Here is an 11,823-nt window from a genome sequence, read left to right on the forward strand (position 1 = left end):
AGGCATCTCAATTTCCGTCAACGCTGATGCGGCTGCTGCGAACATTCCCTCTGCTGACGGTGATACTAGATAAACTCGCCCCTACTGTCTCTGCTGAATTATGGTTGCAATAGATAGGTAGGGGCGAACTGCCCATGCAATATGCAGACTTTGCCGACAGGCAGCACGAATGGCTACAGGGTGAGAGCGATCGCGCTTACAAAAAGAGCGATCGCATCTTTTAAGATAGATTTTGTGCCAGCATCACTTATTGTTAGAATTTTCTCAATCGCTAGGAAAGGTTTTGCTCTGATAATGTCATCAGATTGCAGAGTTTATAAACTGCCCTAGCGCCAACGTTACCATCCCACTCACTATTCCCCACTTCGCATACATCAAACCCAATAATCTGTCTGCCGCTATTGACAACTTCGCGGAACAAGAAAAAGGTTTGCTCTAGTTCTAGACCTCCAGGAACCGGAGTTCCTGTATTCGGGCACAGTTTGGGGTCTAATCCATCGACATCGAAACTGATGTAAACATTCTGCGGTAGTTCTGCAACGATTTGTTGGCAAATTTCCAACCAAGAAACTCCAGCATAAAGCTTTCGTTTTAACTGAGGATCGTAGTAGGCAGAAACTCGCCCTTCAGACTGTTGAATCAGATTAACTTCATCTTGAGAAATATCGCGAATGCCCACTTGAACTAACTTCGACATTTGGGGCAATTTCAGCGCATTAAACATAATTGAGGCATGAGAAAACTCGAAACCCTCATAAGCATCGCGTAAGTCCGCGTGAGCATCGATGTGTAAAATTCCGAATTCCGGGTAACTTTCTGCCAATGCCTGAATAGCTCCCAGAGGTACGCTGTGATCTCCTCCGATTGCTGCAACCTTTTTACCCTGTTTTATCGCAGTTTTAGCCTGTTCAAACAGCCATTGATTGACAGATTGACACTCTTGATTAACTGTTTTCAAGACTTGCGTGAGATTTGGGTCATCTTCGACACGCTTCCCTTGTTCCATATGCTCAATAATTCGAGCCGCATCCTGCCTCAAAACCTCATTTTTCTGCTGGATATCTTTGGGAATTTCTACCATGAAAATACCTTTTTTCCAGCCTTCTGGATTGTCAAAGTCATACAAATCCAGTTGACGAGAGGATTCTAAAACTGCATTTGGCCCAAAAGCTGTGCCGGAGCCATAGGAAACAGTCACTTCCCAGGGAATGCCAAACACAATAATATTGGCAGAGTCGTAGTCAAATGGAAGTCCTAAGAGATTACCGTTATCGACACCAATACCGCTAGGATCAAAGTTTAGGAGGATTTCTTCTCTGGTAGCCATTGAGTATGTCCTGAATTAAAGTGGGTTAGCAAAAAGTGGCTTGATAAATGTTAGCGTTGATATTGCAAGTTTTGGGATGAGCCAAGCTGAGTCGGTTGCTATCCCAGTCTATCTTCCACAAGGATTTGTTAACATAACAAATTAGCGATCGCTGATGCCAAATAACATCAAGACAACTTGGACTGGTTATCATGCCCATAAGGACAATCTGAGGGCTGATATTTGGTCGTTGCTGAAGCAGCAGGGGGTAGCCATCGGAGATCCGCAAGGTCACATTCCTAACTTTGTCGGTTCCCAAAAAGCGGCTGAACAGTTAGCAGATTTACCAATTTGGCAACAAGCAAAAGCAATTAAGTGCAATCCGGATTCACCGCAAATTCCGGTGCGATCGCGTGCTTTAAAAGATGGGAAATGCTTATACATGGCTGTACCCCGCTTAACGAATACTCGCTGCTTTGTTGAATTGACGGCTGAGGATTTGCAGCAGCGCAACATCCCGCTTGAAGAAGCTGCGATCGCGCGGAAGGCGCTAACTTATGGGCGATTGGTAACTTTTGAAGAGATGCAGACTATCGATTTAGTTATTGTGGGTTGTGTGGCGGTAACGCGCAATGGGGGTAGAACTGGTAAAGGGGCAGGATTTGCAGATTTGGAACTGGCGATGTTAAAAGAATTTGGATTAGTGCAGTCAGATACTCCAATTGTGACAACGGTGCATACGTTGCAAATTGTTGAAGAAGAATGTTTACCAATGCAACCTCACGATTGGGGACTGGATTGGATTGTTACTGCTGATAAGGCAATCGAAACAAATACAACTTATCCACGGCCAGCAGGACTAGACTGGGATAGAATTCGTCCTGACCGATATAAGGAAATCCCAATTTTACGGAAACTGAGGGAGAAACTTGCAAATCAAGCCATTTAACCTGGACAACGACAGTGAAGGGAATTATCAACGACAACAGATTAAATAATAGACAAAAGCTGCATTCTTTTTCACCATAATGCGATCGCTACAGCAAGTAGCGCCTGCTAAAATTTCTGGTTATTTCAAAATTTCATAGATGAGAGTGATCGCTTTAAAATTTATTAGCGCTAAAGTAATTTATGGGTAAAGCTGTACTAACGCTTTTCCCATAATAAACCCTTAACCTATAGACGCGATCGCGAGTCCTGTCAGCCAGCAGCCAGGGAATAACAGCTGTGAGTGAAGACGCTTCTGAGTGCTTGGGTTGAATGAAGCGATCGCGCCACGAACAGTAGGAGTGTCAGAGGTCGTGGCGCACATTCATCAAGTAGAATTCGCATCTACAGTCAGCAGATAAAGTTAAGAGCTTGGCAATCGTCTGCTAAGAGCATTGCGAATTAAAATTATGAGCATTCCTAAACCTGTAAACACTAACGCCGCAATGTTACTTTTTGGCTCGGCGAAAGCAATGAGAAATAGGTTGGAGAACAGCGCTAAAGCCGGAATCGCAGAAGGAACCTGAAACCCTTCGGTTCGAGGTTCTCGGCGTTTGATGACTAGCAATGAGATGTTGACAAGAGAAAACATTGCCAGAATCAATGTTGAGGTTGTTCCAGCCAAGAATGCAAGCGGAAATGCCAGCGCGAGAAAAATGACGAGCGGCAGAATGACAAGCAGCGTTCGATAGGGAGTTGCTCGGCGTGGATGTAATTTTCCTAACCAAGCTGGAAGCAATCCTTCGCGGGACATTCCGTAAAGCAGCCGCGATGCGGTGACAAAATTCAGCAAAGCAGTATTTAGAACTGCGAACAGGGCGATGAGTGAAAAGACGATTGCTGGGAAATTTGGCTGCGATCGCCGAACAACATCGAGAAGAGGAGCGTTCGAGGCGGCAAGTTCCGCCGAACTGAGTACCTGAACGGCAAGCCAGGAGACGAGAACATAAACGACACCTGCAATTCCCAGAGAAAGCAGAATCGCTCTCGGAACATTGCGCTGGGGATTTTTTACTTCCTCGGAAACATTGACAATATCCTCAAACCCAATGAAGGCGTAGAAGGCGAGTGCCGCTCCCTGAACGACCGCTATCCAACCGACGGCTGGCGCGTTGGGGACGGGACTGGCAACAGGATTCGCCGCGCCTGCTGGGTTTCCGATGAGAAAAAGGGTTGCCACGACGATGACAATCACAAGACCCGAAACTTCAAGAGCCGTGCAAAAAATGTTCAGGGCTGAGGACTCTTGCATTCCCCTAAAATTAACAAATGCAAGACCCGCAAATAGCGCCAGGATAATCAACCAATATGGAATCGCTGGAGCAAAAGCGTTGAGATAGCCTGCAAACGCTTTTGAGAGCGTCGCCATCGAAACTAGGCAGGTACAAAACATCAACCAGCCTACCAAGATTGAGAGCCAATCCTTGCGAAACGCTCTGTGGATGAAACTGGCGACTCCTCCGCTTTGCGGAATTCGGTTGCCAAGTTCGGCGTAGCTTAAAGCGGTGAGTGCCGCAACAATCATGGATGTCAGGAAAGAAGCCCAAACCAAAGAGCCGGAAAGTCCGGCAATTTTTCCGATCACTGCATATATTCCGGCACCAAGAATATCACCAACCCCGTAAATCACCAGCGTCGGCAATCCAAACACTCGCTTGAGTGAATCCGCTTCTGCATTCGGTTCCATAGAATTTCTCTTGTCCTTCTACTTGCCCAATCTGTAATCTTTATGCTCGTCAGTATAGGGGGTACGGGGTGCTATCGGCAGCAAGAAACAAGAAAGCGATCGCCTAGTCTATCGAGCAATGCTGGCTACTTTTCTACCTCAACTGGCTGTCTCAACGGCATCATGAATTGTTGGGGTGCCAGTAACATCCAAACGCCAGACAGCGATGCGATCTAACTATGCTAAGCTCGGTACCTGTTCGGGCGATCGGGCTTTTGCCACAACATTCCATCGATGTTGGGCGAAAAGTTGGGCGGCTGTCTTCCCAATTCCACTAGATGCACCCGGAATCAAAACTATTTTGCTCCTGGGTTGGTTCATTTGGATTTCGGGTAATGAAGGCAAGAACAGTGCGATCACTATACGTTTTCTATCTCCTTGCCTTCGAGTTATTTCGTTATCGCTCTAAGCCTCAGCTTGCTAACGATATGACAAAGGCGGCGTACAATTTTCTTGCCCCAAAAACAGCTTATAGGCGGGATTCTTGCTTTCATCCCAATAGCGATAGCCGAGGGTATCGAGAAATGCCTGCCACTCTTGCATTTCGTGGGGAGGTACTTGCATTCCTACAACGATTCGTCCGTAGTCTGCGCCGTTGTTGCGGTAGTGGAACATACTAATATTCCAGTTGGGACTCATGGAACCAACGAACTTCATTAATGCGCCGGGACGTTCAGGAAACTCGAAGCGATAAAGCAATTCATCGCAAGCAAGGAGAGAACGTCCGCCAACCATGTGACGCAAGTGCAGTTTGGTCAGTTCGTCATCGGTTAAGTCAAGAGTTTTGAACCCGCAAGCTTCAAAACTTTCTGCCATCTTTGCAGCATCGGCACGGTTTTGAATTTGCACGCCGACAAAAATATGGGCTTCTTTTTCATCGGCAATGCGATAGCTAAACTCAGTTAGATTGCGTCTGCCAAGACATTCGCAAAACTTGCGGAGACTACCGGGTTCTTCGGGAATGGTGACGGCATAAATGGCTTCGCGGCGTTCGCCAAACTCGGCTCGTTCTGCGACAAAGCGGAGGCGATCGAAGTTCATGTTAGCACCGCAGGCAACGGCAACTAACGTTTGTCCTTCAATTTGCTCCCGTTCGACGTAGGCTTTAGCGCCTGCGATCGCTAATGCACCGGCTGGTTCTAAAATCGATCGCGTATCCTCAAATACGTCTTTAATTGCAGCACAAGTGTCATCCGTATCCACCAAAATGATTTCATCGACGTACTCTTGACACAGCCGGAAGGTTTCTTCCCCGACTTCCCGCACTGCAACCCCATCGGCAAATAAACCCACATTCGACAAGCGCACCCGTTTCCCGACTTTCAGGGATTGAGACATAGCATCGGCATCGACGGGTTCAACGCCAATAATCTTAATATCGGGACGCAACCGTTTTACATACGCCGCAATCCCAGAAATCAATCCGCCGCCCCCAATCGCCACAAAAATAGCATGAATGGGTTGCTGACATTGCCGCAGAATTTCCATCCCGATTGTCCCCTGTCCGGCAATTACGTGCGGATCGTCAAAGGGGTGAATAAAAGTTAAGCCTTTTTCCACTTCCAGTTGACGGGCAAAAGCATAGGCATCGTCGTAAGTGTCGCCATGCAATACAACTTCTCCCCCTCGCGCTTTAACGGCATCCACCTTCACTTGAGGCGTAGTGACTGGCATGACGATAATCGCTTGCGTTCCTAGCTGACGCGCAGCTAGGGCGACTCCTTGGGCATGGTTCCCGGCGGATGCAGCAATTACACCCTGTGCCAGCATATCCGGCGACAGGTGCGCCATCTTGTTGTAAGCACCCCGCAGCTTGAAGGAAAACACTGATTGCATATCCTCTCGCTTCAGCAGGAGTTTGTTATTCAGCCGTGCGGAGAGGTTTGGGGCGTATTCTAGGGGCGTTTCTTGGGCGACATCGTAGACACGAGCCGTCAGGATTTGTACCAGGTAGTCGCAAAGCATGGGATGAAGGGGGTTGCAGATGGCGGATGGAAGACAATTTTACTTCACTGGTAGATTCTGTGGTGTGGGGGTGAGGGTGGGAGCACAACCATAGATATAAATTAGGATGAGGGACAGGAGGATTTGTTATGCCAACCACCATCCAAGAAATTTATACCCAGGTTATTCGCACTTTGTCACCAACAGAGCGGTTACGCTTGGCAACACTGATTCTCAACGAGCTGGTACAGCACAATGCTGATGTTGTTGATCAAAGTGATACATGGACAGAGCAAGATCAACTCGATCTAGTTACCTTTTCCTTACAATATGCTGCAACAGGCGACCCTGAGAGCGAGGAGTTTGCTGAGTGACCTTTAATCCAGGTGATGTTGTCACCGTTGATTTTCCTGGTGTCACAGGTGTTAAACGTCGTCCTGCTGTCGTGTTGTCCTCAGCAACCTATCATGCAAATCGCCCCGATGTAATAGTCGGGCTGATTACGACTCAGACAACTGCGTTAGGCGTAACCGATTACGTGCTTCAGGATTGGCAAGCAGCAGGTTTAAGGGTTGCGTCTGTTTTTCGGAGTTTCATTGTAACGTTGCCTCCTTCTGCCAACTTGGTTTGTATTGGGCAGTTATCAGAGCGTGATTGGCAAGGTGTTCGGGATTGTGTCAAGGTGGCTCTTGCAGAATTGGACAATTAAGAACCCTTGTGCCCGTCTTGCCACTCGTAGGGAGCGTGAAGTGCGATCGCCCATCGCCATAGGTTGAGTTGACTTTAGCGTAGGGGCTGGAGTAGGAGCAAGGAAACCCAACATCTTTATATTTGGTAGGTTTGCAGGTACGCTGCAATCAATGTTTTCGTTTCTGCTACGAGTTGTTCCCGGAAGATTCGATCGCGAGTAAGAGAGAGCCATAGCAACTCATTGGCAGCTTTCACAATTGTTGTGGCAATTAATTCGCACTTTGCATTATCTAAAGATGGGTTTCTCCGTTCCAGAAAATGGGCGAGTTCTTTGAGAATCAGTTGGTCGTACTCATCCAGGTTACTGATATCGGCTACCGTCATCAGATCGATTAATTGTTCGAGTACCGCGCGATAGCCAGGATGGTCGGTTGCGAACTGGTCAAAGGCATCGATCATGCGATCGACATAGACAGCGATTGGAGCCTCTATCAGTTCGGCGTGAAGTTGCACAAACAGGTGATACTCCTGCTCAAAGTACCGATTAGCCAAAGCTTTGAGGATTGCTTCTTTGTCAGGAAAGAACTGGTAGAGCGACCCAACAGCAACTTCTGCACGAGCCGCGATCGCTCGTGTCGTGGTTTGGTCGTAGCCCAGTTCAATAAATAGTTGCTCGGCAACATTGAGGATGTGATGCACGCGCTCCTGGCTGCGTGCCTGCTTAGGTTGCCGTCGCATGGTTGAGGATTGTTGAGGATCTGTCGTCATTTACAGAAATCATCCTTGACGAAACATGAACACTGTTCGTATTATTTGAATATGAACAGTGTTCATATTTTACTTCAGTTCCACCTGTCGGAGGTACTCCTATGCAGTCTATGAATTCCCAGGTTGTGCGATCGACCAGACCTAATCTGAGCGTGCAACCGCACTCTAACGGACAGATATGGACAACGGTAAAAGACTTCTTTCGCACGTTAAGAGGAATGAAAGCATTCCTGACGCTACTCCTTGACGACAGCGGAAATCTAGCTCCAGTTCTGGAGTTGAACACGACGCTGCTTGACACTCATGCCTTCCAGGTTGCCGTTGAAGCAATGAAGGCAGCACCAGAAGTGGCTGAAATTATTGCAGAACGCTATATGGCTCCCACCCACGATCTGGAAGCCTTGTTGCAGTATCCCAAGGACTCATTGGGTTACGCCTATGCCAGCAGCTTGAAACAGGCAGGTTTTCAGACGCTAGCGGCTGAAGTCGAAATTGACTCGGATACCAGCTATGTGGAAAATCGTTGGCTGCAAACCCACGACATTTGGCACATTATTACCGGATTTGATACTGGCGAAATCGGTGAAATTGGTTTGCAAGCCTTCTACCTAGCTCAGTTTCAGCTTCCGCTGGCTAGTATGCTTATCGCTAATGCCCTAATTAGCGCTACGCTGTTCCAACCTGAGACGCTATCTCCGCTTTTCAGTGCGATCGCACGGGGATGGGAAATGGGACAAACTGCCAAACCCTTGATTGCTCAGAAATGGGAAGAAGCCTGGGAAAAACCAGTTTCAGTGTGGCAGGCAGAACTGAACGTACAACCCCTTGCACAGCCCGAACTGGTGCTGAATTAATCAATTCAAAATCATCTTTGTTTATTTTGAATTTTGAACGTTGAATTCCCCAAACGGTTAGTCATGATGTCATGCAGGCTTTACTGGCGCACCATTCGCCTCACCTATCCCTGGTTGCCGTTGGCGATTATGCTCTGGCGTATGGCTATTTCAACAGGTATTCACCGCTGTCGCGCCCAGATTGGTTTCTGGAGGCTGTTGACGCGGATTGATTTTGCCAACTTGCTGGCAATCGCCCTTGAAATGGCTCAACCCGAATATTGGGTGTAAGTGCGATCGCTCATCCCTGTAGGTTGGGAAAACGTAAGGAAACCCAACATCTCACCATTCACTACCAACACGACTCTCCAATTCAATCGGACTATCCGCACCCCAATCTCTTGTGTAAGCGCCGTCCCTCATATAGCAATGGAATCTGGAAGCAAAGTTGAGGCGTCACAGGCACAATGCTCATCTTGAAGCTATAAAAGCGCGATCGCAAGCAGGAACAAACAGAGCGATCGCGCACATTAGTTTCGGCTGCACGTAGACAGCAGTGCGATCGCCTTTTGTACCCTACGTGATCGCTTTTCATGAGTAGAACACTCAACCGCCCATCTTATTGTGTAGTAAAGGCTATAGGCGATACATCTGAGATATGTGGCAAATTGGACACGATGAGTTTTAACAAAGACTGAACCATCCTCACCCTTGCCTGGTCTAAGGTAATACAACATTCGGATCCGTTGTTGCTGCACACTAACAACTTGGAATTTCCATTTTTATGAAGATGAAATCTTTGTTCTTCTTGCCAGGAGCGATCGCGTTGATGCTTGCTGCTTCCCCAATGATTCCCGCTTTCACCAACGTTGCTTTTGCTGGCCCTGGTCGCGCTGGTGGCGCAGGAATGAAGTACAACCAGCTGAATTTGACTGATGCTCAAAAAGCACAAATGCAGCAAATTAAAGAGTCTACGCGGCAGCAAATGGATGCTATTTTCACCTCGGAGCAAAAGGAACAAATGCGCCTTGCTAAAGAGCAACGGCAAAGACCTAATCTGAACCTAAGTGAAGACCAAAAATCAAGACTCCAAGCAGTTCGCCAGACTACCAAAAGTCGGATGGAAGCAGTGCTGACTGCTGACCAAAAACAACAACTTGAGCAATTACGTCAAGAATGGCGTCAACGCCGTCAACAAACACAGTCCTAACGGAGACGTTGCTATTCCTTTGTAAGTAAAAGTAACTCGAAAAGAGTTTACCAAACACGTGCAAAGCTTCAAGGGGGTATGGAAATAATTGCTTCCCATGCCCCCTTGTTTTCATCAAAAATAGAGGGAATTTCAATCTAAGCTGCGATCGCTTCGCTTGGGTTCAAGCAGGAAATCCAAGCTCTCATCATTCGCTACCAAAACTTTTGGGCTATTTCATTCTAAATTGGCAGGATGTATGCTGTAACAGCTTGCCGAAAAACAGAGCGACTCAATTCCCATTACCAAAGCAGCAATTTTATAAGCATTTGCTGAATTATCAGACTCCTGTCGGGAGCATCTCACTTTTGTAAAATATAAAATATCCCGACGGCTGTAAGCGCTTCGCCTTCTTGATGGTAGTCACCTTAAGCAAACGAAGCCTGCGCGTTGGCGGGCTTTGTTTATGGAGCATCGACGCTTCTAGCTTGCGGGTGTATATTTGCAAAAGCTAAGATGCTCCCTCGTCTTCTAACTGACTAATGGCTTAAAATTTGGAATTGCTCAGAATTGATGCGGCCAGATTGATACAAAGTTTCGGCAATTTCCGAAATTGTTAGCACAGCATGACCCTGATAGCCATTTTCCCGCAGCCTGTCTTTAACGCCCTTTTCATGGTCTATCAAAACCACAATATCTTCTACATTGAGTCCAGCATCTTTTAACTTTTCCGCTCCTTGCATTACACTTTTGCCACTGATGAGAATATCATCCACCACCACGATTTTTTCTCCAGGCTGAAAATGCCCTTCTATTACCCGTTTAGTACCGTGGGATTTCACTTCCTTACGTGGGAAAATCATTGGACGATCTAAACGTAGCGCTAACCCCGTCGCAGTTGGTAATGAACCATAAGGGATTCCGGCAATTCTGTCAAAGTGCAAATTTTTAAGGATTTCCGAGTAGGCACTTAAAATTTGATGAAAAATTTGCGGTTGGGAGATAATTTTGCGGAGGTCGATGTAGTAGGGAAAAATAGCTCCCGACGCTTGCACATGATCGCCAAACACAATACAGCCAATATCGTAAAGTTGCAAAATCGTGTCTCGGTGGGGAGAAGGCTGTAAGAAGCAGACATCCGGAAGCCACAGTTCACAGGTGGGGCTTTCTTGTACAATTTTCAGACGCTGGTTATTCACCGTGTCGCGTAAGGATTGGACAGCTTCGGCTGGATGTTCGGTGGTTAATAAATTTGGGGGAACTGGAAGGAGTAACCCATCTCCATAGGCGTTTAAGCCAGCCGCTAAAATTTGCTCTAAGTTTTGGTCTTCTGGCCATCCTTGCACTAAGATGAGACGTTCTGGCGCGGTGGTGCGGATGCGACCTAAAATTTCCGGTATTGCCCCGCTTACTTCTAGCCCCAGTTGTTCGGGCGTTCCCCAGTTTTTGGCTTCTTTCACCAGATGCAGATAAAAAGGTCGCCCGATGCTTGGATATTCTTGCAAGACGGCGGCTGAGGGATTGCCAGTGTAGCACTCGACAAAGACTGCTTTGCCTGGATAAACCAAAAAAGGTGCCGCCATGTCCAGCCCGGCGTAAGGCGACAACGTACAAGCATCAACCTGCCATTTTTCAAATACAGTTTCGGCAAATACTGTGCTGGTGTTGATGTCGCTGTGTTTAGCATCTAAAATTACCGGGATGTCACTGGGTATGGCTGCTAAGGTTTGCTGGAGTAGTTCTAAGCCAGGGATGCCAAGCGCTTGATAAAAGCCAAGAGTCAATTTATATGCACAGACATAATTTGCGGTTTCGGTGATTAGATGTAGCCTATCGGAGATGTCACTCAGGGTTTTGTTCTGGTTCTCCGCTTCTGGGTCGAGTGTTACGTACAGTAAGCTTTGATTGCGTTCAATTGCTTGAAGTAACTTATCGAAAAAGTTCATAGGTGTTTTTTGTTGTGGGCGATCGCTTCCAGCACAATCAGCTTACCCACTTGACGCTGCCTGTTGTCACTCCTACCACCAACAGCCACCACTCTCACCAAGATACGGACTTTTAAGGCTTTTCGCTCCCACAGGTATAAAAATAAAAATTTTTTACAAACTTCTTTATAAAACTTAAAAGTTACTTTACTATGAGTACATCGACCTAAAACATTCATTCCCGCAATCATTCAAACCATGACCACAACCATCCAACAGCGCTCCAGCGCCAACGTATGGCAGCGGTTCTGCGAGTGGGTTACATCGACCGACAACCGCCTGTATGTAGGCTGGTTCGGCGTTCTGATGATCCCCACCCTGCTATCCGCAACCATCTGCTTCATCATCGCCTTCATCGCCGCTCCCCCAGTGGACATCGACGGTATCCGCGAACC

At 47.2% G+C, this 11,823-nt stretch carries 16 protein-coding genes and 1 pseudogene; 8 read left to right on the forward strand and 9 right to left on the reverse strand.

Annotated elements, in window-relative coordinates:
• Nucleotides 1–271: 271 nt before the first annotated feature.
• Nucleotides 272–1,327 (reverse strand): agmatinase family protein, encoded by a 1,056-nt coding sequence (locus H6F63_RS19795; RefSeq protein ID WP_190639199.1) that lies wholly within the window; start codon nucleotides 1,325–1,327, stop codon nucleotides 272–274.
• Between the two features lie 154 nt (nucleotides 1,328–1,481).
• On the opposite strand from H6F63_RS19795, the gene H6F63_RS19800 reads away from it, so the two are divergent.
• A complete protein-coding gene (locus tag H6F63_RS19800) occupies nucleotides 1,482–2,255 on the forward strand; it encodes a 5-formyltetrahydrofolate cyclo-ligase (protein ID WP_190639200.1) in 774 nt (257 codons plus the stop codon).
• Between the two features lie 251 nt (nucleotides 2,256–2,506).
• Here the strand turns inward: H6F63_RS19800 and H6F63_RS30630 are convergent, their stop codons facing one another.
• Together H6F63_RS30630 and H6F63_RS19805 are read right to left on the reverse strand one after the other, a co-directional pair.
• A complete protein-coding gene (locus tag H6F63_RS30630) occupies nucleotides 2,507–2,638 on the reverse strand; it encodes a hypothetical protein (protein WP_277876452.1) in 132 nt (43 codons plus the stop codon).
• Between the two features lie 19 nt (nucleotides 2,639–2,657).
• The gene (locus H6F63_RS19805) at nucleotides 2,658–3,980 is read right to left on the reverse strand and encodes an amino acid permease (protein ID WP_190639201.1); all 1,323 of its coding nucleotides are present in this window, start codon (nucleotides 3,978–3,980) and stop codon (nucleotides 2,658–2,660) included.
• 42 nt (nucleotides 3,981–4,022) lie between these two features.
• Between H6F63_RS19805 and H6F63_RS19810 the strand changes: the two genes are divergently transcribed.
• A complete protein-coding gene (locus H6F63_RS19810) occupies nucleotides 4,023–4,196 on the forward strand; it encodes a hypothetical protein (RefSeq protein WP_190639202.1) in 174 nt (57 codons plus the stop codon).
• Here the strand turns inward: H6F63_RS19810 and H6F63_RS19815 are convergent, their stop codons facing one another.
• Nucleotides 4,197–4,340, reverse strand: a complete 144-nt coding sequence (locus H6F63_RS19815; protein WP_190639203.1) for a hypothetical protein — start codon at nucleotides 4,338–4,340, stop codon at nucleotides 4,197–4,199.
• Nucleotides 4,341–4,439: 99 nt separating this feature from the next.
• Complete coding sequence (gene ilvA / locus H6F63_RS19820) at nucleotides 4,440–5,984, reverse strand: threonine ammonia-lyase, biosynthetic (protein WP_190639204.1); 1,545 nt, start codon at nucleotides 5,982–5,984, stop codon at nucleotides 4,440–4,442.
• Between the two features lie 128 nt (nucleotides 5,985–6,112).
• Between ilvA and H6F63_RS19825 the strand changes: the two genes are divergently transcribed.
• Nucleotides 6,113–6,337 carry a hypothetical protein gene (locus H6F63_RS19825; protein WP_190639205.1) on the forward strand — a complete coding sequence of 75 codons (225 nt, stop codon included), beginning with the start codon at nucleotides 6,113–6,115 and terminating at the stop codon, nucleotides 6,335–6,337.
• The gene (locus H6F63_RS19830; protein WP_190639206.1) at nucleotides 6,334–6,672 is read left to right on the forward strand and encodes a type II toxin-antitoxin system PemK/MazF family toxin; all 339 of its coding nucleotides are present in this window, start codon (nucleotides 6,334–6,336) and stop codon (nucleotides 6,670–6,672) included. The genes H6F63_RS19825 and H6F63_RS19830 overlap by 4 nt, the downstream gene beginning before the upstream one ends.
• Nucleotides 6,673–6,788: 116 nt before the next feature.
• On the opposite strand, the gene H6F63_RS19835 is transcribed toward H6F63_RS19830, so the two are convergent.
• Nucleotides 6,789–7,421: a TetR/AcrR family transcriptional regulator gene (locus H6F63_RS19835; RefSeq protein WP_190639207.1), complete on the reverse strand. Its 633-nt coding sequence runs from the start codon at nucleotides 7,419–7,421 to the stop codon at nucleotides 6,789–6,791.
• 101 nt (nucleotides 7,422–7,522) lie between these two features.
• Between H6F63_RS19835 and H6F63_RS19840 the strand changes: the two genes are divergently transcribed.
• Both H6F63_RS19840 and H6F63_RS19845 read left to right on the forward strand, forming a co-directional pair.
• The gene (locus tag H6F63_RS19840) at nucleotides 7,523–8,275 is read left to right on the forward strand and encodes a Coq4 family protein (RefSeq protein WP_199298164.1); all 753 of its coding nucleotides are present in this window, start codon (nucleotides 7,523–7,525) and stop codon (nucleotides 8,273–8,275) included.
• A gap of 33 nt (nucleotides 8,276–8,308) precedes the next feature.
• Nucleotides 8,309–8,545 carry a hypothetical protein gene (locus H6F63_RS19845; protein ID WP_199298165.1) on the forward strand — a complete coding sequence of 79 codons (237 nt, stop codon included), beginning with the start codon at nucleotides 8,309–8,311 and terminating at the stop codon, nucleotides 8,543–8,545.
• Nucleotides 8,546–8,636: 91 nt separating this feature from the next.
• Here H6F63_RS19845 and H6F63_RS19850 read toward each other — a convergent pair whose 3' ends face one another.
• Nucleotides 8,637–8,849: a hypothetical protein gene (locus H6F63_RS19850; RefSeq protein WP_190639208.1), complete on the reverse strand. Its 213-nt coding sequence runs from the start codon at nucleotides 8,847–8,849 to the stop codon at nucleotides 8,637–8,639.
• Nucleotides 8,850–9,038: 189 nt separating this feature from the next.
• Between H6F63_RS19850 and H6F63_RS19855 the strand changes: the two genes are divergently transcribed.
• Nucleotides 9,039–9,464, forward strand: a complete 426-nt coding sequence (locus H6F63_RS19855; protein WP_190639209.1) for a Spy/CpxP family protein refolding chaperone — start codon at nucleotides 9,039–9,041, stop codon at nucleotides 9,462–9,464.
• 518 nt (nucleotides 9,465–9,982) lie between these two features.
• On the opposite strand, the gene H6F63_RS19860 is transcribed toward H6F63_RS19855, so the two are convergent.
• Complete coding sequence (locus H6F63_RS19860) at nucleotides 9,983–11,389, reverse strand: bifunctional orotidine-5'-phosphate decarboxylase/orotate phosphoribosyltransferase (protein ID WP_190639210.1); 1,407 nt, start codon at nucleotides 11,387–11,389, stop codon at nucleotides 9,983–9,985.
• A complete protein-coding gene (locus H6F63_RS19865) occupies nucleotides 11,386–11,607 on the reverse strand; it encodes a hypothetical protein (RefSeq protein WP_190639211.1) in 222 nt (73 codons plus the stop codon). The genes H6F63_RS19860 and H6F63_RS19865 overlap by 4 nt, the downstream gene beginning before the upstream one ends.
• 19 nt (nucleotides 11,608–11,626) lie before the next feature.
• On the opposite strand from H6F63_RS19865, the pseudogene H6F63_RS19870 reads away from it, so the two are divergent.
• Nucleotides 11,627–11,823 (forward strand): annotated as a pseudogene (locus H6F63_RS19870) (photosystem II q(b) protein); the annotation flags it as partial.

It is taken from the genome of Trichocoleus sp. FACHB-40 (assembly GCF_014695915.1).
GTDB lineage: Bacteria > Cyanobacteriota > Cyanobacteriia > Cyanobacteriales > FACHB-T130 > Funiculus > Funiculus sociatus.

What these genes read in the sequence shown, in the direction of transcription:
- H6F63_RS19795 (WP_190639199.1), bottom strand. Translation starts at nt 1,327, where the DNA reads ATGGCTACCAGAGAAGAAATCCTCCTAAACTTTGATCCTAGCGGTATT.
- H6F63_RS19800 (WP_190639200.1), top strand. Translation starts at nt 1,482, where the DNA reads ATGCCAAATAACATCAAGACAACTTGGACTGGTTATCATGCCCATAAG.
- H6F63_RS30630 (WP_277876452.1), bottom strand. Translation starts at nt 2,638, where the DNA reads ATGCGAATTCTACTTGATGAATGTGCGCCACGACCTCTGACACTCCTA.
- H6F63_RS19805 (WP_190639201.1), bottom strand. Translation starts at nt 3,980, where the DNA reads ATGGAACCGAATGCAGAAGCGGATTCACTCAAGCGAGTGTTTGGATTG.
- H6F63_RS19810 (WP_190639202.1), top strand. Translation starts at nt 4,023, where the DNA reads ATGCTCGTCAGTATAGGGGGTACGGGGTGCTATCGGCAGCAAGAAACA.
- H6F63_RS19815 (WP_190639203.1), bottom strand. Translation starts at nt 4,340, where the DNA reads ATGAACCAACCCAGGAGCAAAATAGTTTTGATTCCGGGTGCATCTAGT.
- ilvA (WP_190639204.1), bottom strand. Translation starts at nt 5,984, where the DNA reads ATGCTTTGCGACTACCTGGTACAAATCCTGACGGCTCGTGTCTACGAT.
- H6F63_RS19825 (WP_190639205.1), top strand. Translation starts at nt 6,113, where the DNA reads ATGCCAACCACCATCCAAGAAATTTATACCCAGGTTATTCGCACTTTG.
- H6F63_RS19835 (WP_190639207.1), bottom strand. Translation starts at nt 7,421, where the DNA reads ATGACGACAGATCCTCAACAATCCTCAACCATGCGACGGCAACCTAAG.
- H6F63_RS19840 (WP_199298164.1), top strand. Translation starts at nt 7,523, where the DNA reads ATGCAGTCTATGAATTCCCAGGTTGTGCGATCGACCAGACCTAATCTG.
- H6F63_RS19850 (WP_190639208.1), bottom strand. Translation starts at nt 8,849, where the DNA reads ATGAAAAGCGATCACGTAGGGTACAAAAGGCGATCGCACTGCTGTCTA.
- H6F63_RS19855 (WP_190639209.1), top strand. Translation starts at nt 9,039, where the DNA reads ATGAAGATGAAATCTTTGTTCTTCTTGCCAGGAGCGATCGCGTTGATG.
- H6F63_RS19860 (WP_190639210.1), bottom strand. Translation starts at nt 11,389, where the DNA reads ATGAACTTTTTCGATAAGTTACTTCAAGCAATTGAACGCAATCAAAGC.
- H6F63_RS19865 (WP_190639211.1), bottom strand. Translation starts at nt 11,607, where the DNA reads ATGAATGTTTTAGGTCGATGTACTCATAGTAAAGTAACTTTTAAGTTT.